Annotated in this window: 22 protein-coding genes; 4 read left to right on the top strand and 18 right to left on the bottom strand. The window is 65.8% G+C overall.

The annotated features are described in order from the left end of the window. Window positions 1–6: 6 nt before the first annotated feature. Window positions 7–1,554 (bottom strand): FAD-binding protein, encoded by a 1,548-nt coding sequence (locus ACLP9N_RS29600; protein ID WP_442410704.1) that lies wholly within the window; start codon window positions 1,552–1,554, stop codon window positions 7–9. Window positions 1,555–1,792: 238 nt separating this feature from the next. Here ACLP9N_RS29600 and ACLP9N_RS29595 point away from each other — a divergent pair, with 238 nt between their 5' ends. From ACLP9N_RS29595 to ACLP9N_RS29580, 4 genes are all read left to right on the top strand, one after another. Next, window positions 1,793–2,977 carry an acyl-CoA dehydrogenase family protein gene (locus ACLP9N_RS29595; RefSeq protein WP_442410703.1) on the top strand — a complete coding sequence of 395 codons (1,185 nt, stop codon included), beginning with the start codon at window positions 1,793–1,795 and terminating at the stop codon, window positions 2,975–2,977. Between the two features lie 43 nt (window positions 2,978–3,020). Then, on the top strand, window positions 3,021–3,908 hold the full coding sequence (locus ACLP9N_RS29590) for a VOC family protein (protein ID WP_442410702.1): 888 nt from the start codon (window positions 3,021–3,023) through the stop codon (window positions 3,906–3,908). 104 nt (window positions 3,909–4,012) lie between these two features. Then, window positions 4,013–4,756 (top strand): SDR family NAD(P)-dependent oxidoreductase, encoded by a 744-nt coding sequence (locus ACLP9N_RS29585; RefSeq protein WP_442410701.1) that lies wholly within the window; start codon window positions 4,013–4,015, stop codon window positions 4,754–4,756. Between the two features lie 83 nt (window positions 4,757–4,839). Continuing rightward, window positions 4,840–6,138, top strand: coding sequence for a hypothetical protein (locus ACLP9N_RS29580; protein ID WP_442410700.1), 1,299 nt, complete (start codon window positions 4,840–4,842; stop codon window positions 6,136–6,138). Window positions 6,139–6,199: 61 nt separating this feature from the next. Here ACLP9N_RS29580 and ACLP9N_RS29575 read toward each other — a convergent pair whose 3' ends face one another. The 17 genes from ACLP9N_RS29575 to ACLP9N_RS29495 all read right to left on the bottom strand — a co-directional run. Further along, on the bottom strand, window positions 6,200–7,336 hold the full coding sequence (locus ACLP9N_RS29575) for an NAD(P)H-dependent flavin oxidoreductase (RefSeq protein ID WP_442410699.1): 1,137 nt from the start codon (window positions 7,334–7,336) through the stop codon (window positions 6,200–6,202). 14 nt (window positions 7,337–7,350) lie between these two features. Continuing rightward, window positions 7,351–7,650 (bottom strand): hypothetical protein, encoded by a 300-nt coding sequence (locus ACLP9N_RS29570; protein ID WP_442410698.1) that lies wholly within the window; start codon window positions 7,648–7,650, stop codon window positions 7,351–7,353. Between the two features lie 17 nt (window positions 7,651–7,667). Beyond that, window positions 7,668–8,798: an FAS1-like dehydratase domain-containing protein gene (locus tag ACLP9N_RS29565; RefSeq protein ID WP_442410697.1), complete on the bottom strand. Its 1,131-nt coding sequence runs from the start codon at window positions 8,796–8,798 to the stop codon at window positions 7,668–7,670. A gap of 81 nt (window positions 8,799–8,879) precedes the next feature. After that, window positions 8,880–10,097: a cytochrome P450 gene (locus ACLP9N_RS29560; protein ID WP_442410696.1), complete on the bottom strand. Its 1,218-nt coding sequence runs from the start codon at window positions 10,095–10,097 to the stop codon at window positions 8,880–8,882. Window positions 10,098–10,111: 14 nt separating this feature from the next. Next, complete coding sequence (locus tag ACLP9N_RS29555; RefSeq protein WP_442410695.1) at window positions 10,112–10,336, bottom strand: ferredoxin; 225 nt, start codon at window positions 10,334–10,336, stop codon at window positions 10,112–10,114. Continuing rightward, window positions 10,333–11,235, bottom strand: a complete 903-nt coding sequence (locus ACLP9N_RS29550; protein WP_442410694.1) for an SDR family NAD(P)-dependent oxidoreductase — start codon at window positions 11,233–11,235, stop codon at window positions 10,333–10,335. Before ACLP9N_RS29550 ends, ACLP9N_RS29555 begins: the two co-directional genes overlap by 4 nt. A gap of 24 nt (window positions 11,236–11,259) precedes the next feature. Beyond that, the gene (locus tag ACLP9N_RS29545) at window positions 11,260–12,174 is read right to left on the bottom strand and encodes an SMP-30/gluconolactonase/LRE family protein (protein ID WP_442410693.1); all 915 of its coding nucleotides are present in this window, start codon (window positions 12,172–12,174) and stop codon (window positions 11,260–11,262) included. Window positions 12,175–12,204: 30 nt separating this feature from the next. Further along, entirely contained in the window at window positions 12,205–14,565 is a 2,361-nt protein-coding gene (locus ACLP9N_RS29540) for a CoA transferase (protein ID WP_442410692.1), read from the bottom strand. Window positions 14,566–14,778: 213 nt separating this feature from the next. After that, window positions 14,779–15,015, bottom strand: coding sequence for a hypothetical protein (locus ACLP9N_RS29535; RefSeq protein ID WP_442410691.1), 237 nt, complete (start codon window positions 15,013–15,015; stop codon window positions 14,779–14,781). Continuing rightward, a complete protein-coding gene (locus ACLP9N_RS29530; RefSeq protein ID WP_442410690.1) occupies window positions 15,012–16,172 on the bottom strand; it encodes an amidohydrolase family protein in 1,161 nt (386 codons plus the stop codon). Before ACLP9N_RS29530 ends, ACLP9N_RS29535 begins: the two co-directional genes overlap by 4 nt. Window positions 16,173–16,185: 13 nt before the next feature. Next, on the bottom strand, window positions 16,186–17,088 hold the full coding sequence (locus tag ACLP9N_RS29525; RefSeq protein WP_442410689.1) for an SDR family NAD(P)-dependent oxidoreductase: 903 nt from the start codon (window positions 17,086–17,088) through the stop codon (window positions 16,186–16,188). Next, the gene (locus ACLP9N_RS29520) at window positions 17,085–18,080 is read right to left on the bottom strand and encodes an amidohydrolase family protein (RefSeq protein ID WP_442410688.1); all 996 of its coding nucleotides are present in this window, start codon (window positions 18,078–18,080) and stop codon (window positions 17,085–17,087) included. The genes ACLP9N_RS29525 and ACLP9N_RS29520 overlap by 4 nt, the downstream gene beginning before the upstream one ends. Beyond that, window positions 18,073–18,945: an SDR family NAD(P)-dependent oxidoreductase gene (locus ACLP9N_RS29515; protein ID WP_442410687.1), complete on the bottom strand. Its 873-nt coding sequence runs from the start codon at window positions 18,943–18,945 to the stop codon at window positions 18,073–18,075. Before ACLP9N_RS29515 ends, ACLP9N_RS29520 begins: the two co-directional genes overlap by 8 nt. Further along, entirely contained in the window at window positions 18,942–20,429 is a 1,488-nt protein-coding gene (locus ACLP9N_RS29510) for an AMP-binding protein (RefSeq protein ID WP_442410686.1), read from the bottom strand. Before ACLP9N_RS29510 ends, ACLP9N_RS29515 begins: the two co-directional genes overlap by 4 nt. Then, window positions 20,419–20,856 (bottom strand): Zn-ribbon domain-containing OB-fold protein, encoded by a 438-nt coding sequence (locus ACLP9N_RS29505; RefSeq protein ID WP_442410685.1) that lies wholly within the window; start codon window positions 20,854–20,856, stop codon window positions 20,419–20,421. The genes ACLP9N_RS29510 and ACLP9N_RS29505 overlap by 11 nt, the downstream gene beginning before the upstream one ends. Further along, on the bottom strand, window positions 20,853–22,031 hold the full coding sequence (locus tag ACLP9N_RS29500) for a thiolase family protein (protein WP_442410684.1): 1,179 nt from the start codon (window positions 22,029–22,031) through the stop codon (window positions 20,853–20,855). Before ACLP9N_RS29500 ends, ACLP9N_RS29505 begins: the two co-directional genes overlap by 4 nt. Next, a partial coding sequence (locus ACLP9N_RS29495; RefSeq protein ID WP_442410683.1) for a CoA transferase occupies window positions 22,028–24,152 on the bottom strand: 2,125 nt, incomplete at its 5' end. The genes ACLP9N_RS29500 and ACLP9N_RS29495, both read right to left, overlap by 4 nt.

Here is a 24,152-nt window from a genome sequence, read left to right as displayed (position 1 = left end):
CGATCGTCAATGCACCTCGGGCACAGGGCCTTTCACCATGTCCAGTGCCGCACGGTGACTGAACACCATCGACGCACCGACTGGATTGCCGCCACCGGGATAGGTCGTCCCGCTCACCGCTGCCATCGAGTTACCCGCGGCATACAGGCCGGGAATGACTTTTCCGTGCACGTCTAGCACATGTGCACCGGCATCGGTACGCAATCCACCTTTGGTTCCCAGGTCAGACAACCCGAATGCGGCAGCCCGGAAAGGCGGCTGATCAATGGGCACCAGCGGGCTGGGGCTGCCCGGTACCGACTTGTCGAACGGCTCGGCGCCACGGCCGAAATCCTCGTCGACCCCGGAGGCAGCGAATCTGTTGAACCGCTTGACTGTTTCGATCAGCTGATCGGCCGGAAGCCCGATCTCGTTGGCGAGGCCGGCGAGAGACTCAGCGGAATGCCACAGCCCGGCTTGGACATAGGCGTCGGGTGCGGTGATCGGGATGCCGGTAAACATGACCGGGGGCCGTCGGCCGGCCCGGCTGTCGTAGATCAGCCAGTAGGGCAGAGATATCCGGCCGGCCCGCATCTCCGCTAACACATCGCGGGCGGCGCGATCGTAGGCGGCGGATTCGTTGGTGAACCGTCGCCCCCTGTCATTGACGAAGATGCCGCCGGAAAACCACAGCGAGAACGTCGAACTGCCGTCGGGATGCGTCAGCCCGGGCGCCCACCACGCCTCCGCCATCATGTCCAGGTCCGCTCCGATCCGCACGGCAGCCTCTAGCGCGGCACCGCAGTTGCCGGGCGGTCCCATCGAGTCACGACTAGACCCGGGTACCGCGAACGCCTTGCGTAACAAATCATTTCGCTCGAAGCCGCCTGCCGCGATAAGGACCCCACGGTCGGCCCGGATGTGCCGGTCGCCTTCGGGCGTGTTGACCGTCGCGCCGGCCACTCTGCCGTTGCAAAACAATTCACCGCAGCGGGCGTTGATCCATAGCTGCATGTTTGGCAGCTTTTCCAGCGCCAGCAGAAAGCGGCCGATCAACGCCTGTCCCCCGCTCAGCTGTTCCGGCGGATCCTCTGTGCCCCGGTCCGTGGCCAGCGGAGGGCGCAGCAGATTGCGAAGCGCGCCCAGTTGGTCGGCCGAAATTGGCGCTGGAATGATGTGACGGCCTTTGGGCCGTGCGTGCGGTGCTTCGCCGAAATAGTCCGGCCACGGCAGCACGCAAAACTCGAACGTCGAGTCTTCTTCGAGGTATTCCACCAGCGGGGCGCCACCCGTCACGAACGCCTCCTGCAGGTCGGCAGGCGTCTGGTTGCCCACCACGGCACGGAAATAGGCGAGCGCATCTTCGATGGTGTCATCGTCGCCCACGCGGCGCAGCACGGGATTGCACGGAAACCACATTCCCCCACCGGAATACGCCGTCATGCCACCGACCCGGTCGGTCGCCTCCACCATGATGACCCGCAGTCCCTCGCGGGCGGCAGTGTAGGCACCGGTTAGGGCACCTCCCCCGGAACCGATGACCAGAACGTCACATTCAGCGTCCCACTGCACCACGATGTCCTTCCGCCTCCGGACCCGACCTCCAACGCGCCGCCCGATCTTAGGGCCTGCCTGCTCAGCGGGCCGCAATGATTCCGGTGACCGAAACCCTCGTTCGGCCGAGCCGCCCCGTAGCAAGGTCCTTCCAGCCAGCGGTATTCAGGCGCCGACAACGAGCGCCGCGATCTACCGTGGGCATGTCCCCAACAGGCGACCAGTCCTCATGCCTGATACCAATACCGGAGGTGCGTCGATGTCGCACGAAGTAATTGGCCAAGTCGCAGAGATCGCCGAGCAGCTGGCGTCGACGGCCGACGAAACCGAACGCCTGGGCAAGCTTTCCGACGAAAGCGTGAAGCTGATTCGCCAGGCCGGCGTGATGCGCATGCTCCAGCCGACCGACTTCGGCGGTTACGCCGCGCATCCGCGCGATTTCGCCGAAGCGGTCATGGCGGTGGCCAAGTCCTGCGGGTCGACCGGCTGGGTATGCGGCGTTGGAGGGGTGCACCCGTGGGAAATGGCGCTGATGGATCGCAAACTGCAGGCCGAGGTCTGGGGGGAGAACCCGGATACCTGGATCGCGTCGCCCTACGCCGCACAGGGCGTGGCAACGCCGACCGACGGCGGCTACACGCTCAAGGGCCGGTGGAACTTCTCGTCCGGCACCGATCACTGCGACTGGATCTTCCTGGGTGCTCTCGTCGGCGGGCCCGACGGTAAGCCCGCACAGCCGGTCAAGTCAATGCATGTGGTACTGCCCCGCAGGGACTACACCATAATCGATGACTCGTGGGACGTAATCGGGCTGAGCGGGACCGGCAGCAAGGACATCGTTGTCGATGGCGCTTTCATCCCCGAATACCGCACGGTCGACTTCGCGCAGGTGGCCGAAGGACAGCCGGCCGCTGAGCGAGCCGGCCGCACGGAGACGGTCTATAAGATTCCCTTCTGGGCGATGTTCCCGCTGGGAATCACTGCAGCGGTGATCGGGATCACCGAGGGTGCCTTGGCGGCGCACCTCGACTACCAGCGCGGCCGGGTGACCGCCATGGGCACCAAGATCAAGGACGATCCCTACGCGCTGTACGCGATCTCAGATGCGGCAGCCGATATCGCAGCGGCTCGCCTCCAGTTGCTTGACGGCATCAGCAGGCTCTACGACCTCGCCGACGCCGGACATCCGATCACCTTCGCGGACCGGGCGATGGTGCGGCGCAACCAGATTCGATGCGCGTGGCGGGCAGTCCACGCCGCTGACGAAATCTTCGCGCGTTCCGGGGGCAACGCGGCGCGCAGGAGCAATCCGCTGCAGCGGTTCTGGCGCGACGCCCACGTCGGGCTTCAGCACGCGATCCACAGCCCCGGGACCGTGTACCACGCCACGGCCCTGGCGACGATGGGTCTCGAGCCGCCAGAGAACCTGCGGGCGATGATCTAGCGGCCTCCGGGTGCAAGTATCGGCAATTGGAGGGACAACAGCAGTGAGCGATATCAGCTCGCTCGGCTACCTTCGAGTCCGGGTCGCCGACATCGAAAGATGGCGGCGGTTCGCTTTCGACACGATCGGATTCGCCCAGGGCAACGGACCGGAACCAGATGCGCTCTATCTCCGGATGGATGAGCGCGTCGGACGCCTCATCCTGCTGCCCGGAGATGTCGACAAGGTGGACGCGATCGGTTGGGAAGTGCGTGATCACTTGGCTTTACGTCGGGTGCAGTCCGCGATCGAGGACGCGGGAGTCGCAACCAAGCCGCTGTCCAACGAGGACGCCGATGCCAGGCGCGTGGAAGCCGGCCTGTCCTTCGAAGCGCCCGGGTCAACTCCGCTCGAGGTGTTCTATGGCCCGGCGCTTGACCATTCGCCGGTTGCCGCGCTGGACGGAAATCGTTTCAGGACAGGCAAGTTGGGTGTTGGGCACGTCGTGGTGCCGGTCAGCGACCTGGATGCTGCGTACCGCTTCTATGTCGAGACGCTGGGATTCCTCCCTCGCGGGGCTTTGCGCCTGCCCACACCGCCAGGGTTCGGACCCGTGCGATTGAGGTTCTTAGGTGTCAACTCCCGCCACCACAGCCTGGCCATCCTTCCGTCTCCGAGGCTCAAGCCCCCGGCGCTGGTACACGTCATGGTGGAATTCGAGACGCTCGACGAGGTCGGCCGCGCGCTGGACCGTGCGGTCGCGGACGGATGCCACATCTCGTCCACCCTCGGACGACATACCAATGACAAGATGATCTCGTTCTACGTCCGGACCCCGGGAGGGTGGGACCTCGAAGTGGGTTGCGACGGCATGCTCGTCGACGAAACATCCTATACGGCTGAGGAAATCACCGCGGACAGCTACTGGGGCCATCGCTGGCAGTTCAGCTGACGTGATCCGGCAGCTCGGTTACCAGACAGCCAGCCGATCATCGCTCAGCAGCAGCGGCCATCACGTATTGCCACGGGAAACGGCAGAGAAAAGGTTGGAGCGGCATGGGCAGGCTGGACCGCAAGGTAGCGATCGTCACGGGTGGCGCGTCGGGAATCGGCGCGGCGACCTCGCGCGCCCTGGTGGCCCAGGGCGCCCGGGTTGTCGTGGCTGATGTGGCCGATCGGCAGGGTGCTGCCTTGGCCGCAGATGTCGGTGAACACGCGGTGTTCCAGCATCTGGACGTCACCGACGAGGCGGCCTGGTGTCGAGTCGTTCGGTACACAGAGGAGACATTTGGTGTACTCAATGTGCTCGTCAATGGCGCAGGGGTCACCGGGCCACACACCTTGGTGAATCATCCACGTCAGTTGTGGGAGCACATCCTTGAGGTCAACTTGACCGGCCCGTTTCTGGGATTGTCAACTGCTGCAGAAGCGCTGGCACGAAGTGCACCCGCCTCGGTGATCAACGTATCGTCATACGCCGGGCTAAACGGCGTAAGTCCGTCTCACGGCTACACGGCGTCGAAGCATGGCCTGACCGGTCTGACCAAGTCGGCCGCTCGGGAATTCGCGCCCTTGGGCATTCGGGTGAATTCCATCCACCCGGGTGGCGTCGCCACGCCGTTCATCGGCGTCGCTGCCGAGCAGGCGCGGACGACCGGGCTCAATACCCTGCAACGCCTGGCTCGGCCGGAAGAGATCGCCGCGCTGATCGTCTTTCTGGCCAGCGACGAATCGAGCTACTGCACCGGGTCCCAGTTCGTCGCCGACGGCGGCCTGAGCACCGGCATGTCGTTGCCGTGATCATGGCAGCCGAGGCGCTGCGGGGCCCATGCGGGGACTACTCACGCACTGCAGGCTGAAGGAGAACTAGGGATGGAGTTGGGATGAGAAAGGTAGCTCTCGTCGTCGGCGGCACGGGAATGGCCGCTAATGCCATCGTTCCTCACCTCTTGAATGAACGCGGAGCCGAACACGACGCCGTCATTTGCCTGGCCCTCTCCGTGGACGAGAAGACGTTCGCGTCGCGAACCCCCCGGAAATACGTTCCGCTGAGGTGCAATCTCGACGACAAGGAGGCGTTGGTCAAGGGCCTGGTCGACATAGGATCTCCCGCGGTCACCGACGTCTATTGGTTTACCGAAGCCAACCGGCCCCCCAAGCTCGGGAATGTGCTGACGACGCGCCGACTCCTCGCGGTGACCGATCGGCTTGCGCCCGTGATCCATCGACTCGTGAAAGTGAGCCCGCAATTCGTTGGCCATCGACTGTACGCCACCATGGCACGCCTGGCAGGGAGCGGCGTCAACGAGCGAAACCAGTTGTGGATCAAGAACGTCTTAGACGCGCTCAAGGAGATCGACGCCCCCCTGCGGGTCTTCGTATTGGGAACGGGGGGCAAACATTACGGGATGCATCTGGGGCCAAGCCTGTGGCCGGGCTACGCCTCCCCTTTCCAGGAAGACATCGCTAAGGCCCCGGGTCCTCTCAGCTATTTCGACATGCAGGACTTTGTGCGGCGGCGCTCCGCTGAGGACGGCTTCAGTTGGAACGAAGTGCGTCCGACGTTCATCATCGGTTTGGCCCCCGAACTCCGCCCGTCGACGCAATCGTTCGGCATCGCGCTCGCAACTTACGCGTCTATCCTTAAAGCTAAGGGCAAGCCGCTGAGGTTTCCCGGCACGGAGGCGTGCTACAACGCGATGATCAACCTCAACACCTCGGAGAAAATTGCCGTGGTGGCGGCGTGGAGCACGGATTATCCGAACCAGGCTTTCAATTGCCCTTCTTGTCCGCCGTTCAGCTGGCGGCAGGCCTGGGGCGATATCGCGGCATGGTTCGGAATGGAACCCGCGGACCCGGTGCGAAGACTTCTGGGAGAGTCTTCTGAATTGGTGGCCGGGCCGGACGCACCGACGATATGGAAGAGTCTCCAATCAGCACACTCCTTGGCCGCGAACGACTTGGAGTGTCTCCTGAACTACACCTTCCTGGACAAGAGCCTCATGGTGGGATATGACGCCGTTTCTGACACGGCAAAGCTGAAAGAGTTCGGGTTTCCGGACGACAAAATCTACGAATACCACAGCGGTTCGGAGTGCATGACGGCGTTTTTCGAACGTCTGGTCAACGAGAAGATCATTCCCGACCCCGCCGACATCGTGCCCGCCTCCTATCGCACGTGAATGCTCGGGCTTGGGGCGGTCTCCGCTCGTAAGCTCTTGTCCTGCAACGGCGGCCAGCCGGTCAGTTCGCGGTCAACTCCTCGTATTGAGCGCTCATGCGCTGCAGCGTTTCTAAGTATTCCTCCACCATGTTCAGCACGATCTCGCTCGCCGGCTGCACTTTCGTCATGCGGCTCACTATCTGACCGATGGGGCCGCCGACGAGTTCGTAGACACCGGCGCGCTTGGCCCGTGCGGTGGCGTCGGCGTATAGCAGGTACTGCAGTGGCATGGGCAGCGGCCCGGGGCTGCCCGGGCCGTCCCAAGCCTCCGTCCACGGCGTGCGGATCTGGCGGTTCGGTTTCCCGGACTGGGCCTTGGACCGGACGGTGTCCGTCGACGCCATCTCGAGCATCCGCTCGACCCGATACGCCTCCGTCGGCGCCTCGCGGCAGGTCATCCAGATCGATCCGGTCCAGACGCCTTGGGCCCCGAGGCACATCGCGGCCGCCATTTGGCGACCCGAGCCGATACCGCCGGCGGCGAGGACGGGGATGTCGCCGGCCGCATCGACGACGTCGGGAATCAGCACGATTGAGCCGATCTCACCGGTGTGGGCGGCGGCCTCGTAGGACTGCGCAATGATGAGATCGACGCCGAGCTCGACATTGCGCACCGCTTGGCGGGGCTTGCCGACAAGCGAGCCGACCTTCGCCCCACGCTCGTGTGCGCGCTCGACCACCCACGCCGGTGGCGGCCCCAGCGCACTCACCAGTAAGCGGTGGTCGTGGTTGAGGATGACTTCGATTTGCTCTTCCCCGCCGGATGCGGTGAATCCCTCGGTGGTCCAATCCTTGTGCTGGCCATCCGATTCGGGCAGCAGAGGAACGTTGTAGCGCTGCAGAATTTCCTCGGCGAACGCACGGTGCTCCGCCGGAATCGACCGTTCCAGTCGAGCATGGATGTCTTCGGCCGAGCCCGTCATTGCGGCGTCCCGATCCGCCGTCGTCACCGGCAAGGCGACGTCGACTCCGTACGGACGGCCGGCGGAATGCTCTTCTAGCCAGCGCAAGTCGATGTCGATTTCCTCGGGCGACATGGCGACGACCCCGAGCACGCCCATCCCGCCCGAGCGGGACACCGCCGCGACGACGTCCCGGCAGTGGCTGAAGGCGAAGATCGGGTATTCGATACCGAGGTCCCGACACAACTTGTTCATCTTCGATTCCCTTTTCAGTCCGAGGCGGGCAGCGGTTTAACCACTTTGATGGCGAGCGGCTCGTCGCCGAGGCTGAGATCACCCGCACCGGGCTTGGTGCAGAGCACCTCGAGCTCACCGCTGCTGTCGGCGTAACGTTTGCCGATGACAAGGGGCTCGCCGTTGCCACCGGCCTCGCCCGAGACGGGCGCGTCTCCGGTCACCATCGGCAGGCCACCGCAGCGAAGATCTACATCCGCTTTGGGGGCCCGTACGACGATGACCTGCGCGCCGGACACCACGCTGTTGAGCCGCAGGCCTGGTCGCAGGTGCATACTGGTCCTTTCTCCGATCAGTTGTAGATGCCGGCTTCGCCCTCGGCGGTCGGCGCGAACAGCAGGCTTGTTGTTGAAGTCGATCCCCGCGCAGGCAATTTCACGGTTGCCAGTCCGCTCGCGGTGACCTCTCCTGTCTGGTTGATGTTTTCCACTTCGACCTCTGCGTAGCAAGCGTCGTCGTCGTCGCGATAGGTCCGCGTGACGGTGCCACGCACAGTGTTAGTGTCGCCAACCAGGTTTGGCCGCCGCAGTCGTGCTGACATCTTCACCAACGTGCCGTGGTCGCCCATCCAGTCGGTGATCGCTTGGGTAAGCCAGCAGATCCGTTGCGGGCCGAAGTCGAACGAGGCCGCCTGAGCCCTGGCCTGGCGCGCATACTCCGGATCCGCACGGCCGCCGGCACCCATGTCGATCGTTCCCTCGTCGACCTGCCGGGACCGCCGGGTGCTCAGCGCGCCATGGCTGAACAGGTAGAGCTCGGTCGTCGTGTACGTGCCCTTGGGCAGCTCGGGGATGGCATCGCCCGCGGAAACCGTTTCCCAGTATCGGGTTTCGCCGCCGCGACGGACGCGGTTCCACACGAGCGGGTCCGGCGCTATGCGGGGGCCATCCGCTCCAACCGTCGACGACGCGACGCCGGTGCCGGGATTGCGGAAGCGCAACATCTGGTTGGTCAGTCGCGCCACCAGCTCGGCTCGGGAGTTCCAGTACTCGGTGGTTCCGGTGCAGATCAACGCCTCGCCGACCTGTTGAGTCGTCGTTCTGCGGATGTCGGTGGGCGTCTCGATGCTGCGTACTCGATCTCCGAGCCAGATCGGCCGAAACCACTCGGCGGTTGCTCCGATGTACAAAATTGTCAGATCGTGCATCGACACATCGGCCTCGGGGATATGGCCCCAGATGGAGGCATTCGCCCCGAAATCGATCGAGAACAAAAACCCCGGCGAAGCAACCACGCTGTGGTACACCCCGCGCTCGGCGTAGTCGCGGTCCTTGAACAGCGGGTTGTAGTCGCCGGCACCGTCGGCGTAGCGCGCGAGCCATTCCTCGGTCACCGTCCGCCACGGCCGATGCGGCGGCATGGGCTCGCCCAGCCCAGCCTTGTAGGCGGCCTCGAACTCGTCCAGGGTGGTGATCTTTGCCATCAGGTGACGTCCATCTCCGGACGCCGGGAACCCGGTCGGGTCCCGGCGACCACGACGCGGGCGGGCTGGTCGGTCACGGCGTCACCAGGTCACCGGAAGGACCGACATGCCCGCCGTTAGGTACTCGGTCGCGTACTCCGGGTCGCCGGCGAGCCGCAGCGTGGGAAACCTCTTGAAGAGCGACGCGATAGCAACTTGCATTTCCATTCGCGCCAGTGGCGCTCCGAGGCAATGGTGGATGCCATGGCTCAAGGTGAGATGGCGGTTGGGCGTACGAGTCACGTCGAACGCACCCGGATTGTCGAATGCGGCCGGGTCGTGATTGGCGGCGGCGGGGTCGATCAGCGCGGCTTCGCCTTTCCTGATCAGCACGCCGTCGATCTCCACGTCGTCGGCGGCCGCGAACGGCGGGAGTCCGCCTGAGCCGGTGACGTTTTCACCCACGGCGAAATGCCCGTGCCGCAAGACCTCCTCGACGGTGGTGGGCACCACGCCGTCGATATCGGCCAGCAGGATGTTCAACTGGTCAGGGTTGCGCAACAGCGCAACCACACCGAGGTTGATGAAGTTAGCCGTGTTGTCGAACCCGCCGACGATGATGACCATGGCCATGGTCAGGATCTCTTCATCGGTGAGGGAATCGTCTGCGTCGCGCGCCGCGGCCAGCGCGCTGAGGAGATCGTCGCGCGGCTCTTCTCGCCGGGCGGCGACCAGCTCGGCCAGGTACACGTACAACTCGGCACCGGCCTGGGCGATCTCCTGTTCAGTCATCCCGGACGTCGCGAGTGTGGACTTGCTCCAGTTGACGAACTTGTCGCGGTCGGAAAGCGGCACTCCCAGGAGCTCCGAGATCACCCGGATGGGTAGCGGGAGCGAGAATTCCGTGACGAGGTTGGCCGGCGCGCCTTTCGCCGCCATGCCGTCGAGGAGTTCGTCTGCAATGCGCTGCGTGCCGGTCCGCAATTTGTCTATCCGGCGGACCGTGAACGCCTTGGCGACGAGCTTGCGCAGCCGCGTGTGGTTCGGCGGGTCGGCGAACTGGATTGTCGTCGTGAGGAAGTCGGGGAAGTGCACGAAGTACGGCGTCGGCTGCTCCCCGCGGGCGAACGGCCCTCGCACGAACTTTGGGCTCTCCAACATCTGTTTGCAGGCGTGATACCGGTGGATGACCCAGACGTCACCGCCGAACGGCATGGTCACCTTGGTCATCGCCCGGTCCTCGAGCAACCGGTGATAGTGCTCAACCGCTTGCTCGAGCGGGGTCGGGGGGAACGGGTACCCAGGAACTGTTTGCGTCATTGGCTTCTCCGGTTTCAGGCTTCGGGTTCGATTTCTTGGCCGTTTTCGTCACGCAACACGATGGCCGACACCGGGCATGACTCGTAAGCTTCGATGAGCTCCGGCGACGGGACATGCAGGCTGGTGCGCACCGCCGACTTGCCGTCGACGAAGTCGAACAGATCAGGTGCTGCGGCGATGCACATCTTGTTTCCGACGCAAGCTTGACGATCGACCTCGACGGTCCATTCGCCGCTCACGACCCCACCACCGGCGTCGGCAGCATAAGTGGCGTAGGCTCCACCGCCCCGATCGCCAGGATCTCGCCTAACCGGTCGGCGACCGTTTCCGGCGTCAATTCGGGATCGGCGATTCCGGCCGTGTTGGCCACCACCAGCCGATTCACCGCCCCGCCGGCGGCATTGAGCACTTCACCAGTGAGGGAACAGCTTTCGTGTGCCAGGTAGGCCGCAACAGGTGCGACCAGCCGCGGCGGCATCGCTTCCTTCATGTACTCGACGGTGCCCGGCGGCAGCGCGTCGGCGGCCTCGTCCAGCATCCGGGTACCGGCGCCGGGGGCGACGGCGTTGACCTTGATGCCGTGCTCGGCACCTGCGACGGCCAGGTTGCGCGTGAGGCCGTACACCGCTCCCTTCGCGGAGCCGTAATGCACCATGTCCGGCACCCCGAGCATCGCGCTGGACACGGTGTTCACGATCCGGCCGCCGCCGGACTCGATGAGGTGCGGCCAAGCGGCCCGACAGACCAAGACGCTGCCGAAGTAGTGCACGTCGAGGAAGCGCTGATAGTCCGCCGGCGAGACATCCAACCACGGGCGCACAAAGTAAATTCCGGCATTATTGATGACCGCGTCGATGCGCCCAAATGCCGCGACCGCGGCGTCGACGATGGCTTGCGCCCCGTCCTCGGTCGCCACCGTCGCCGTGGACACCACCGCTCGGCCACCAATGGCCTGAATGCCGGCGACGACCTCGGCGGCCGGCTCCTCGCCCCGCAGGGTGCCGTCGACCGTGCCGCCGGTGTCGTTGACGACGACCGCGGCGCCGCGGGCGGCCAGCAGCTCGGCGTAGGCGCGACCCAACCCACGACCGGCACCGGTGACGATCACCACGCGATCGGAAAAGTCCAGGAATGTCATGGGATTTCCTTCAGCCGATTGTGATCAGGGACGGGTCGAGCCGCCTGAGACCGGCACCCGCGCGGTCCAGATCGAGCCTTGGGCTTCGCGCCGCGACTTCTCGGAGTCGAAGACTTCGAAGCCGCAGCAGATGTAGAGCGTGCGGCGGTCTTGGCCGCCGAGTCCGCACGCGGTGGAAACGCCGCACTCGGCCTGGGGCGGACTGACCTCGGCGACGACCTCCCCGCCCTCCACGACTCGGACCACCCGTCCGGCCGCAGTGAGGGCCGTCCAGACCGCGCCCTCCTCATCGAGGCAGAGCCCGTCGGGAAAGCCGCCCTGCATGTCTGCGAAGGTGCGCTTCCCGGTGAGCTTGCCGTCCGGCGCGATATCGAAGGCGGTGATCTTGTCGGCAAACGTCTCCGCGGTCACCAGGGTGCGGCCGTCCGCCGAGATCGCGATGCCGTTGGCGCCCATCAAGGGCCCCGCCTCATCGGCGGCGCGGGGGGTGCCGTCGGGTTCAACGATGAGGATCGGCGACTCCGCTGGGGGTTCCCCGGCGAACAGATTGCAGCCCAGCTGGGTGACGTAGAGGCGGCCCGCTGCGTCGACAACCATGTCGTTGATCGGACCGATGGCCAGATCGCGGAAGTCGGCGTAGACGCTGGTCTCGGATCCGTCGTAGGCCAGGACGATTCGTTCGAACATCGAGTTGACCAGCAGCCTACCGTCCGGCAGGAATCCGGTGCCGATCGCGACGATCGACTGGCCGTCGAGACCCTCCCTGCTGGACAGGTCGATCAGCGTTTCGGTGTGCCCGGCGTCGTCGACGGCGACGATGCGGCCGTTGTACATGTCGGAGAAGTGGAACCGGCCTCCGGACGAGTTGGGTTGCCAGCGTGGACATTCCGTCCAGCTGAAGCCCGCGGCGAGCCTCTTCGCAGCGAGTGCGGTCGTCATCGTGTGTGATCTCCTTTGATCGAATGGCGGCTATAGACCGGCTGGCCGACAGCCGACGAGGCCGTCGTCCGCAAGTTGCTGAATGTCTGCGCGGGACAACCCCAAATCCTTCTCCAACACCTCGTGGTTGTGCTGTCCCACCGTGGGCGGTGCCTGGTACGACCACCTGCTGACGCGCCGATATCGGAAGGGCAACACCGGGAGAGGTATCAGCCCGTGCACGGGATGATCGATGTCCTCGAAGTAGCCCCGGGCGGCAATTTGCGGGTGTTCGTGGACGAATCGCTGATCGACGGCACGAGCGGCGGGTACGCCGAGCCTGACCAGCTGCTCGGCCGCGGCGGCGACGTCGCGGGTCGCCGCCCACGCGCTCAAATCCTCGTCAAGCTGGTCGCGGCGCTCGTAACGGCCGTCCGCATTTGCCAGAACGGAGTCGTCCCAACCGGATATGCCGGTGTAGTCCGCCAGCGCTCGCCACTGCTCGTCGGTGACCACCGAGATCGCCAGCCACTGTTCGGTGCCAATGCCGGCGTAAACCCCTTGGGGGGCATGGCCTCTGAGGTGGTTACCGTCGCGTTCCAGCAGCCGGTGATTGGCGGTCCATTCGATCACCTGCTCGGCGGTCATCGTCAACGCGGCCTCCGCCAGTGGTGCCTCGACGAGCATTCCCCGGCCGGTTCGTTCCCGGTGGTGCAGCACGGCCAGCAACGCGAATGCCGCGTTGGAGCCGGCCATCGGATCGGCGGGTCCGCTAGGGTTGGTCGGCGGTCCGTCCGGATAGCCTGTGCGCCAACACATTCCGGAATACTGCTCGACAGTCTGGGCGTAGCCCACCATGTCACGGTTCGGTCCGGACAGCCCGAACGCGGGCATGCGAAGCATCACGATATCTGGATTGAGCGCCCGCGCGCCCGCCCAGTCGATTCCGACGTTCTCAAGCACGCGGGGGGCGTAATTTTCCAGCAGCACGTCGGCGTCGATAATCAACCGTTTGATCAACTCCAAACCTCGCGGTGTGGAGAAGTCGAGCGTCACGGCCCGCTTGTTGTGGTTGGCACCGAGATTGATCCAGCCGTACTCCCACCACAATTCGTCGTCGGTAATGGTGCCGCCCAGCATCCGCGCCCCGTCGACGCGACGCGTCGACTCGATCTTGATGACATCGGCCCCCAACGAACCCAGGATCGTCCCCACTAGCGACCCGACCCACCAGTTGCCCAGGTCCACCACGCGCAGCCCGGCAAGCGGCAGCGATCCCGCGGGCGGTTCCCCTTCGTCACTGCGGCCGCGGACGGACTCGATCGGCGGGGTGAATCCGGCGTCGGCGCTCGGTTGGGTCAGAGGGCGCGCTGACGGCGGCCGAACGCCGTCGAACAGGAACGGCGCCGACGGTTGGCGGAACCGCCCCGAAGCGTCTTCGACATAGAACCCGCGGGCCCGCACCTGCGGGTCGTCGAGAAGCGTTGCCCCACTGTGAACTGGCGAGCATGGAATGCGAAACGCCGACGCAGCCTCGACGATCTCGGCCACAGTCCGTTGAATGGTCCACGAGCGCACCGCCGCGGTGAACTCCGCCGACCGGCGGTACCGTCCCACGTATGACTTGATGTCCTCGTCGGCAAGCCAGTCGGGCCGCTCGATCAGCACCAGAAAATCCTCGAGATTCTGGGCCGACGCCAGGTTGAAACCGACCCAGCCGTCCAAAGCCGGCTCCACCGACGGGATGAGACGACGGCGCTGCACGGTCGGCTCATGAGACGCTTTGCTCAGCGTGGCCGCGACGTCGGCGAACATGGTCGCGGCATAGGTCGTCACCTCCAACAGCGACACATCGACGAGTTCGCCAGCACCGTGCCGCCTCATCCCTGCGACGGCCCCCAGACCGGCGGTGGCCGCGAATGACCCTGCCACCCAGAGCGTTTCGGCCCCACCGAGTGCCAGCGGATAGAATGCCGGTTCGCCGCGGTTACTCAACGAACCGGCCTCGGCCTGCAGGGTGAATTCCGTCCAGGGACGTGCGGAGTCCGCGTACGGCCCGGTCAATCCCCATGGGGTGATCGCGACCACGACGGACCGCTCCGCCAGCCGTTCCAGCAGATCGGGATCGGGCTGGCTCACCGATTCGACAAGCACCACATCGGCGTCGTCGGCGAGCTCGACCCAGTTCCGGGTGGTGGCGGTCTTACCCGCGGCAAGGAAAGCGAACAGTGGCTCCTCGGTGCAACCCGCTCCGCTTCCGCGCAGCCGATGACCACCGGCCGGCTCGGAGAGCACTACGTCGGCACCCACATCGGCAAAAAGCTTGCCCGCGTAGGCACCCGCGATGGTCTCGGACACCTCCAGGACCCGCAGCCCCGCAAGCAGGCCGCAATCGTCGGCACGCGGTGTCATAGTCGGCGTTTACCCTGCTTCCCCGATTGCGCGGCCATCTGGTCGCGGCCGCTACAACAGGCTATGGTTCGGCGACGGTCTATTCGCCCGAGAATCCACTGACTGGAACGGCAATGCGCTTGCCCGGGCTTCGACGGCCGGACCGCATGGGTCAGACTCGCCGCGGATTGCGCCGGCGGCCGTCGGCCGGAATTATGTTCGGCCACTTCGGCGTTATTCGGTGCCCGAGTCCGACAGTAGGTTTCGCCGAGTCACTTCGAGCGCCTTCAGCCGTCGCTCCAGGTGGGCGATGGCGTCTGGATCGGCGTTGTCGCGGGCCAGCAACGCTGTCAGTTCGGCCTTGGTCGCCGCTTCGTCGTCGGCCAACCGCTGCACAGCGAGTTCCCGCGTGAGCAGATCACGTTCCGTCCAATCCGAAGCATTGATGTCTCGACCGGACCCTAGAGTCAATTCACCGTCTCCTCATAGAAGTTGAACAGCCCGCGGGTGTTCAACTCGACGATCTGATGAACCTCGTCGTCGGGGATGTCGGCGAACACCTTCTCGGCGTAGCGGCGGCTGTGTGGCCAGTACGAGTCGGAATGCGGGTAGTCGCATTCCCACGTCATGTTGCCGATGCCGATGTCGTACCGCGCCTTCAAGCCCGCTACATCGTCGATGAAGCAACCGTAGATGTGCTTGTGGAACAGATCCGATGGCCGAACGTCTTTAACCACGTTCTGATACCAGCGGTGACGTTCCCAGGTGCCGTCGATGCGTTCCAACAGATAGGGCACCCAACCGATGCCGCCCTCCGAGAGTGCCACCTTCAGCTTCGGATGGCGGTGGAACACCGGCGAAAACAGCAGATGTGCGGTGGCTGACATGGAGTTGGTGCCGTACAGCGCGATCGTGACGGCGTACGGCGCCTCCGGCGCGGTCACCGGCGGCGAGCCCGAGGACCCGAAGTGCATGCACAGCGGCATGTCCGTCTCTTCGGCGGTGGAGAACACCTTCTCCCAGTGGTCGGTGTAGATCGACGGCAGCCCCAGCGGCACGGTGTTCTCCGGGAAGGTGATCCCCTTGGCGCCCTTGGCCGCACACCGTTCGATTTCGGTGACACAACGGTCGGGATCCCACAATGGCAGGATGATCAGCGGAATGAACCGGTGTGGAGCGACCGCGCACCACTCGTCGATGACGTAGTCGTTGTAGGCCTGTACGCACGCGAGCGCGAGATCGAAGTCCTCACTCTCCTTGGTGAACAGGCCGCCGGCAAAGCGCGGGAAGGACGGGAAATTTGCGGCCCCGTAGACTCCGTCCAGATTCATGTCTACCAGCCGCGCCTTGGGGTCGTAGCAGCCGGGAATCATGTCGGCGTACCGAACCGGCTCGACGCCGAAATCCTCCGGTTTCTTTCCGGCGACGGCGTTGAGGCCGATCGCCGGGAATCGCTTGTCCTCGTAGTACCAGACCTGGATAGGGAGGCCGCCGGACGGTGACGGTTCGTCGACAATGCGGGGGCACCGCTCCAGGTACTTCTGTGGCAGCCGGTCGGTCCAGACCTTGGGATGCTCAATCAGATGGTCGTCCACCGAGATGAGTTTCATTGACGGTTGCAGAGGCATGGTTTTCCTTTCCTCACAGTTGGTTTCGCGATCCGGTCTGCACGTATGGCACCCGCAGCCGGCTGGCATCGATCTCGCCCGGCTGCCAACCCGGCAGCAGGGCCGTTCCGTCGAGCCCGCGCACCGGGCGCTCGAGCTCGACGAGCAGTGAGAGGTTGTAGGCGATTCGACCGGTCAGCGTCTTCGGGTTACCGGTGCACAGCGCCAGCGCGGCCTCGGCGATGGTCTCCTCCGGCTCGGAATTGTCCACTCGGACGCCGGAAACCGTAAGCGCGTTGTCGGTCGCGACTTGGTATTCGGGTGCCAGGGCATTGACGGCGATGTTGTCGTCGTAGAGGTCCATGGCCGCGCCGGTGGTGATGCGGTCGATGAACGCTTTGGTCCCGCCGTACAGTGCAGCGCCGTTGGTGGGGTTGTCCGCGAACGGTGGTCCCAGCCTGGGGCCGGCCTGCGACGAGGATATGTTCAGAATCCAGCCGGCTCCGCGCTCGCGCATACCGGGTACCGCTGCGATGGCCAACTCCCATGCCGCCCAGACGTTTGTCTCGACCGCTTCGAAGAACACCCGCCGAGTCATGTCGGCGAACAACATGTCGAAATGCCGCGCCGCGGCCGCATTGTTCACCACGATGTCGACGGGGGCGCCGAATTCGTCGCCTGCCGCATCAATGATTTTGCGCCGGTCGGCGGCCACATCGGCCAGGTCGAAGGAGATGGCCACTGCCCGGCCGCCGTCGGCGGTGATCTGTGCGACGGTTTCTTGCAGCGACCCGGCGAACTCGCCGTCGCCGGCCCGCATCGACCGCGAAACCGCGGCGACGGCTATGCCGTCGGCGGCCAGCCGTCGCGCGATTGCGCGACCGATGCCGCGACTGGCACCCGTCACCACCGCCACATGCAGCAACTCACGGCTCATGACGCCATCCCCGTCAGCCGGCGAAAGTTGCGTGACGCCAAGTCGGCCCGCTCTTCGTCAGTCAGCGGCAGGCGCCTGAGCACCTCGAGCTCGCGATCCAGCCGGTCGTGACTGGTGGCCGGGGTGACCCCGGCATGAGCCCGCATCCACAGGTATTCGCTGATGACCCAGTTACTGCCGAACAGCACCCGGTCGGTGCCGATCGCGCGGAGATGGGCGACCAGGTCTTCCGGGCTCACATGACCGTCGACAACCTCGATCAGCCGCAGTGAGACATCGGTGTGCACACCCGGATAGCTCTGCGCCAGCTCGACAACCTCCGCGTCGGCGCCCTGACCGAACTGCCGGTCATGCCCGAGATGGGCGAAGATCAGCTTGAGCTTGGGGAAGTCGTCGAGCGCTTTGGCGTAGAAGCGGGGCCGGCCCGGCATGAACCCGGCTGCCTGCGTCAGGATCGGGATTCCCGCGCTGGCGCAATAGTCATAGACCAGCCACATTCGAGGGTCATCACCCTCGGTGCCGTGATTCATCGGCACATGCTTGACGCCGATCGCTCCACGGCGAATCCCGTTGTCCACCTCGGCCAGTAGCGTCTGCTCATCCATCAGCACGGGGTCGACACCCACGAAGCAGCTCAACCGCGGACTGGCCGCGACCTGCTCGAGCGCCCAGCTGTTGTTGTCCTGGATCCGCCGCACGATTCGCCGCCGCAGGTCTTCAGTCTCGCGCAGCCGGTCGGCAGGTTCGTCCGGCAGGATGTTTTGCCCCTGCCGCCAATACACACCCGACCAGGTGAACATCAGGATGTTCATGTGTGCAATGCCGGTGGCGTCCATAACCTTTTCGGCTTCGTCGGGCGTGCCGAAGAAGCTCGGCTTGTCAGGCAGCCCCATCGCGGCACTGAATCTCAACAGGTTGCTGTAGAGATCGCAGCTGTGCTCGGCAGTGCGCAAGATGTGGCAGTGGCAGTCGAAGATTTCCAGATCACTCATTGTCATTTCCGATATCCCTGAGCGCCAGCGGTCTTAGCGCGCCGACCGGTGGGCGTGCGGTGGTGTGGGTGATGCCACCGTCGGAAATCACGGCGTGCCCCGTCATGTACGACGAGAGATTGGAGGCGAGGAACAGCGCGACACCCGCGGTCTCTTCGGCCAGCCCCAGGCGTTTCTGCGGGGTAGCCTCGGCCGCGCGGCGTAAGAACTCGGCCTGTTCTGGCCGGCGTGACGTCGGGGTCTCCCGACCGGTCCGATCGATGTTGTGGGTACCGGGCACCACGCAGTTGACCCGGATGTCGTACCGCGCGAGCTCGAGCGCGATGGACTTGGTCAGGTGGATGACTCCGGCGTTTGCCGCACCGTAGTGCGACACCGACGGTGCGGCGGTCACTCCGCTCGTCGAGCCGAAATTGACGATCCGTCCGGCGATTCCATCGCGGATCATGGCGGCGGCCTCGGCCTGCATGCACAGCATCGTGGAGGTCAGGTTGAGCTCGATCGGACCGTTCCACTCCTCGACGGTGTAGTCCAGGAACGACTTCGGCGTGGCGGCGCCCAGGCTGCCGACGCCGTTGACCGCGACGGTGACGGGCCCCAGCTCGCTGCGCGTCGCCTCCACCATGGCGTGCACATCGTCGACGCGCCGGACGTCGGCGTGCAGCGCGATGGCCCGACGACCCAGCGCCTCGATCTCCTTGACGGTCTGGGCGGTGAACTCGTCGGCGATGTCGACGACCGCGACGTGGGCGCCGGCTTTGGCCAAGGCGATCGCCGTAGCCTTCGGGATGCCGCCGGCGGCGCCGGTGACCAGGGCAACCGCATCGGTGAGGCCCAGCAGCTCCGCGGCGTGATCTGTGGTCATGTGCCTGTCTTTCTCTCCTCGACGTTCGCCACGAGCTCTCGCCGCACCACCTTGCCGGTTGCGGTGTACGGGAGGTCGGATCGGAACACCACCTCGTCCGGTGTGCGCGAGGACCGCAATCGCGATCTCACGAACGCGCGCAGATCTTCGGGGTAGGGGTCGGCACCGGCCGCGGGAACCACCACCGCGACGATGCGTTCACCCCACTCCTCGTCCGGCGCACCCACGACGACCACCTGGTCGACCGCAGGATGCTCGACCAGGACGTCTTCGATCTCTGCCGGCGCGATGTTCTCGCCGCCGCGGATGATCGTGTCGTCGACACGTCCGTCGACGAACAGGTAGCCGTCGGCGTCGAGGCGTCCCTGATCGCGGGTGCAGAACCAGTCGTTTTCGTCGAGTACCGAACCCACGCCCTGATATTCGCCGGACACCTGTGCGCCGCGCACCCAGATCTGCCCCGTCTCGCCGGGCGCAAGTGGTTGCCCCTGATCGCCCCGGATCTGGCATTCCACGCCGGGGATCATCCGCCCCACCGAACCGAGCCTGCTGACCGCCAGCGGGTCGCCCGCCAACGCGGCGCGGTGGACTTCCGGACCTAAAACCGCAATGGTGGAACTGGTTTCGGTCAGTCCGTACGCGTTGACGAAATCGGCCCCCGGGAACGCGGCCAGCGCCGCGCGCAGGACGTTCGACGGCATCCGGGCGCCTCCGTAGGCGATCGAGCGCAGCGCCGGAGCTTCCGCGGTCGCGCCGTCGAGTTCGGCGACGATGCGAGCCAACATGGTCGGCACCACCATGGCGTGGGTCATCCGATCCTCTCGGACCAGGGCGAGCCACTCGTGAGCGCTGAAGTCCGGCAGGTAGGTCATCCGCCGACCCGCATACAGATTGCTCAGCACCGAGCCGATGCCCGCGATGTGGTAGGGCGGCACGCTGATGAGGATCGCGTCGTCCTCGGCGACGGAGCCGAATTCGACGCTCTCCAGCACGTAGCTCAGCAGGTGAGAGTGCCGCAACAGCACGCCTTTTGGCTTCGAGGTGGTGCCGCTGGTGAACAACAACACGGCCGGATCGTCGTCGCGCACCGCAGCTGGCGCCGCGGGATCGGTACCCAGCGCCAGGGCCAGCCAATCCTCCGACAGCGCGGCGGCCGGCACGGACTGTGCGAACGCACGATCGGCCACGACATAGGGTCGGTCGAGTTCGGCGATCAATGCGTTCAACTGGCCCGCCGAGGCCCGATAGTTCAGTGGTGCCAGCGGAATTCCCGCCCGTGGCGCCGCGAACAGCAAGGCGGGCAGGACTGGGCCGTTCAATCCGACATAGGCGACGCTGCCGGCACCCGCCGCGCGCAGCACGGCGGCGCCGCCCGTGACCGCCCGGTCGAGGTCGGCCAGGGTAAGCCCTTCGTCGCGCCGGCCGAGCACCACCCGGTCGGGCAGCGCGCCGCAAGCCATGTCGAGGATGAGATCAATGCCCATGTCTGCCTTCCGTTTCCGGTTCGACGTAAGGCAGGGTGATCGCACCCATGTCCCGGAATGTGACTCGCACGCGAAGTCCCACTCGCACGTCGCCGACCGGACAGCCGATCAGATTGGTCAGTACCGCGAAGCCCTCGTCGAATGACACGATCACCACCGCGTAGGGCACGGTGAATTCCGGTGCCTGGGGCCGCCATACGACGGTGTGGCTGTACACCTCGCCACGTCCGGCGCTGACCTGCCAAACGAGGCTTTCGGCGCCACACGCCCGGCACTCCCACGCCGGGTCGAACTCGGCGTGCCCGCAGGACTGGCAGCGCTGGTAGCGCAGTTCTCCGGCGGCACAGCCTTCCCAGAACGGCGCGGACACCGGTGTCGGCTCCGGCAATGGGATACCCGGCCGCTGCGGCTCCATGACTGTCGTCATGGGCGCTCACTCCCCAGCAGCACGAGGTCGGTGAACAGCGCTCCCGCCCCACCGTTGCTGCACAGCGCAACCCGGGCATCGGGGACCTGCCGGCTGCGGCACTGCTTCTGCAGCTGGTGGACACCGCGCGCGACCCGCTGGGTCAGCTGTACGACACCGCCGCCATGGCTGTATGACATCAACCCGCCGTCCGTCGTGATCGGGAATTGGCCGTGGGGCCCAATGCGGCCGTCCATCACGAAGTCGCCGCCTTCGCCGTCTCCGCAGAACTCGAAAGCCTCGAATTGGCGGATGATTTCGAACGAGAACGGGTCGTACAGCTCGCAGATGTCCACGTCGGCCGGCCGCAGTCCCGCCATCGCGAAGGCGCTGCGCGCTGCGCGTCGCCCGACGTAACCGTTCGGGATGTCGCTGCCGCGCCCGGTGAGGTCCCAACTTGGAGCGTGACGATACGCGGGCCCGAGGCAGTCCAGGCCGCCCCCCAGGATGTACACGGCACCGCCGGGGAGATCGGCGGCCCGTTCGGCGGTGGTCATCAGCAGGCCGCAGCCACCTTCGGAAGTCGTCGCACAGTCCAGCAGGTGGAACGGCTCGGTGACCATTCGCGACGACAACACATCCGATGCGGTGAACGGGCCGCGGCCGTAGTAGACGGCCTCGGGGTTGACGTGCCCGTTGTTGCGGATGGTGGCGGCTACTTCGGCCATTTGTCGGGCCACCTGCTCCTCGGAGGTGCCGTACACGTGCATGTGGCGGCGGGCGATCAAAGCGAATTCCGCTGCGGTGTAGAGGCCGAACGGCACCACGAACTCGTTTGCCGGACGGGTCCAGGGCGCGGTCGCGGCCCGCTCGGTGTAGACCCCCGCCTCACCGTCGGCCAGCAACACGGTATGCGCAAGGCCGGTCGCGATCAGACCGGCCGCCTGGAGAACACCGGCGATGCCGCCCTTGGAGTTGGAGTTCCATACCGGTCCGATGCCTAATGCATAGATCAGTTCGGGGGCATGCTTGCTGAACACGGCGTCGACTTCGGTGGCCGCCACATCGGCCTCGGCGAGCGCGCCGCGAACCGCCGCCAGCGTGATCGAAAAGGCGGTGTGGCCTTCCAGGACCCGCGCTTGCGGGGTGTTGTATGCGGCGACTATGGCGACGTCACGAAAAGGATGCCGGCTCATAGGTTATCCGGTCTTTCGCCGACGACGCCAGACCGCCGCAACTCGGCGACCCGGTCAGCAGTTAAGTCTGCGGCGCTGAGCAGCACCTCGTCATTGTGTTGTCCCAGTGTCGGAGCCGGCCGCGTGAACCACGGTCGGCGTCGGCCCGCCAGCCGCATCGGCAGACCGGGCATGCGGTGCACACCGACGACCGGGTGGTGAACGGTCTCCGCGAAATCCCGTGCGGCGAATTGGGGGTTATCCAACGCTTGCCACGGCGGCACTACATGCGCAGCCGGGATACCCTGTGTCACAAGAGTTTCGGCAAGTTTGGAGGCATCGCGGCCTGCACAGAAGGCCGCCAGCTGCTCGTCGATCGCATCGTGGGCACGCCGTCGGCCGGCCGCGTCGGCGAGCTCGGGCGCCCGCGCCCACTCGGGCTCGGACAGCACCGCGCGCAGCGCCCGCCACTGCTGGTCGGTGGCAATGGCCAAGGCGAGCCACGCATCGTCGCCGGGCCCTGAGCAGCGATAGAGGTTCTGCGGCGCGGCCACGGGCCCGCGGTTGCCTGCTCGCACCAACTCGGCGCCGTACGCGTGGTATTCGATGACGACTTCGGCGGCGACGTTCAGCGCCGTTTCGACCATGGGCACTTCGACGAACACACCGCGGCCCAGTTCGTCGACCTTCTCCAGCGCCGCCAGGGTGGCCACCACCGCGTGCAGTCCGGCCGTCGGATCGCACGGTCCTTTGAGCACCATCGGCGCCGCGTCCGGATAGCCCGTCATCCAGGCCAGCCCGGTGGCCTGCTCCATGGTCTGCGCGAACCCGGTGCGATCGCGCCAGGGGCCGTCGAGGCCGAAGGCCGGCATCCGCACCAAGGTGAACCGGCTATTGACACCCTGCAGCAACTCCCACGTGATGCCGAAGTTGTCCAAGACGCGTGGGGAGTAGTTCTCGATCAACACGTCGGCCTGCGCAACGAGCGCCAGCAACGCCTCGCGCCCCTCCGGCCGATTCAGGTCGAGGGTGATGCCTCGCTTTCCGGCATTGGCGCCCTGGAAGGCCGCTCCCCATTCCCACCAGCCGTCCACCGAAGGCGGCCGGGTGGAGGTGAAGCGCATCCCGTCGGGACGCTGGGTGGATTCCACCTTGATGATGTCGGCGCCGAACGCGGCCAGCACCTGGGTGGCCGCCGGGCCGGCCCAGAAGCCGGTCAGGTCGATGACTCGCAGACCCGCCAGCGGATCACCGTCGCTCAGGCCGCCGCCTCGAGGCCCGCGGGCAGGCCAATGCACAGCGTCGGTGTCGGCGCCGAACTGTGGCGCGGGCCGCGGTGGCGGCCCCGCCTCACCGTCGACGAGGTAGGGGCGGCGGGGCTGCACGAATCCGGATGGGTGCTGAACGAACACGCCGCGCGCCGCGAAATGCTCATTGGCCGTGATGGTTTCGGGCGTGCCCAGCGCCGAGACCGGGATGCGCATCGCACTCGCGATGTCCTCGATCGCCGCGCTCGGCAGCGTCGTCGTCCATTCCTCGATGATCTTCTGAAACTCGCTGTATCGGTCCTGGCGCAGCTTTGGGTCGATGATCGTTTGGTCGTCGAGCAGGTCGGCCCGGTCGATCATCAGCAAGAAGTCGAGAAACATCTGGCCGGTGATGGTGCAAAAACCGATCCAGCCGTCCGCGCTGCGCTCGACGGAGGGAATCTCCACGGTCCGCCCGGGCGGCGGCTTGCCGGACAGGCTTGCGGTCAACGGAGCGTACAGCGACATTGCGGCGCATACACATTCAAGCATCGACACGTCGATATGCTGAGCCCGCTGAGCGCGTCGCCGAGCCGCGGTGCGCAGCACCAGTGCCGCCACCCCCGCATAGCTGCCGGCGATCCACTCTCCCAGCCGGCCCCCGGCGTAGACGGGCGGGCGGTCGGGAAACCCGCGGCCGCCCGTCGAACCGGCCGTCGCCTGCAGGGTGAACTCGGTCCACGGCCGGTCCCGCCACGGGCCGGACCGACCGAACGGTGAGATCGAAACCACATCCAGCCCAGGGAATTCCGAACGGACACCCGCGAGTGCCGCATCGTCGAGGGCGGCCTCGACGGGGAGGGCGGCGCCGGCGCAGAGGTTGGGGGCGTGGGGG

The sequence above is a fragment of the Mycobacterium sp. genome (assembly GCF_052144515.1).
In the GTDB taxonomy this organism is placed as follows: Bacteria; Actinomycetota; Actinomycetes; order Mycobacteriales; family Mycobacteriaceae; genus Mycobacterium.
This window is presented reverse-complemented; position numbering and strand designations above follow the sequence as displayed.

What these genes read in the sequence shown, in the direction of transcription:
- ACLP9N_RS29560 (WP_442410696.1), bottom strand. Translation starts at nt 10,097, where the DNA reads ATGACGCAAACAGTTCCTGGGTACCCGTTCCCCCCGACCCCGCTCGAG.
- ACLP9N_RS29575 (WP_442410699.1), bottom strand. Translation starts at nt 7,336, where the DNA reads ATGAACAAGTTGTGTCGGGACCTCGGTATCGAATACCCGATCTTCGCC.
- ACLP9N_RS29500 (WP_442410684.1), bottom strand. Translation starts at nt 22,031, where the DNA reads ATGAGCCGGCATCCTTTTCGTGACGTCGCCATAGTCGCCGCATACAAC.
- ACLP9N_RS29525 (WP_442410689.1), bottom strand. Translation starts at nt 17,088, where the DNA reads ATGAGCCGTGAGTTGCTGCATGTGGCGGTGGTGACGGGTGCCAGTCGC.
- ACLP9N_RS29550 (WP_442410694.1), bottom strand. Translation starts at nt 11,235, where the DNA reads ATGACATTCCTGGACTTTTCCGATCGCGTGGTGATCGTCACCGGTGCC.
- ACLP9N_RS29520 (WP_442410688.1), bottom strand. Translation starts at nt 18,080, where the DNA reads ATGAGTGATCTGGAAATCTTCGACTGCCACTGCCACATCTTGCGCACT.
- ACLP9N_RS29505 (WP_442410685.1), bottom strand. Translation starts at nt 20,856, where the DNA reads ATGACGACAGTCATGGAGCCGCAGCGGCCGGGTATCCCATTGCCGGAG.
- ACLP9N_RS29570 (WP_442410698.1), bottom strand. Translation starts at nt 7,650, where the DNA reads ATGCACCTGCGACCAGGCCTGCGGCTCAACAGCGTGGTGTCCGGCGCG.
- ACLP9N_RS29580 (WP_442410700.1), top strand. Translation starts at nt 4,840, where the DNA reads ATGAGAAAGGTAGCTCTCGTCGTCGGCGGCACGGGAATGGCCGCTAAT.
- ACLP9N_RS29530 (WP_442410690.1), bottom strand. Translation starts at nt 16,172, where the DNA reads ATGCCTCTGCAACCGTCAATGAAACTCATCTCGGTGGACGACCATCTG.
- ACLP9N_RS29540 (WP_442410692.1), bottom strand. Translation starts at nt 14,565, where the DNA reads ATGACACCGCGTGCCGACGATTGCGGCCTGCTTGCGGGGCTGCGGGTC.
- ACLP9N_RS29510 (WP_442410686.1), bottom strand. Translation starts at nt 20,429, where the DNA reads ATGGGCATTGATCTCATCCTCGACATGGCTTGCGGCGCGCTGCCCGAC.
- ACLP9N_RS29585 (WP_442410701.1), top strand. Translation starts at nt 4,013, where the DNA reads ATGGGCAGGCTGGACCGCAAGGTAGCGATCGTCACGGGTGGCGCGTCG.
- ACLP9N_RS29545 (WP_442410693.1), bottom strand. Translation starts at nt 12,174, where the DNA reads ATGACGACCGCACTCGCTGCGAAGAGGCTCGCCGCGGGCTTCAGCTGG.
- ACLP9N_RS29565 (WP_442410697.1), bottom strand. Translation starts at nt 8,798, where the DNA reads ATGGCAAAGATCACCACCCTGGACGAGTTCGAGGCCGCCTACAAGGCT.
- ACLP9N_RS29515 (WP_442410687.1), bottom strand. Translation starts at nt 18,945, where the DNA reads ATGACCACAGATCACGCCGCGGAGCTGCTGGGCCTCACCGATGCGGTT.
- ACLP9N_RS29595 (WP_442410703.1), top strand. Translation starts at nt 1,793, where the DNA reads ATGTCGCACGAAGTAATTGGCCAAGTCGCAGAGATCGCCGAGCAGCTG.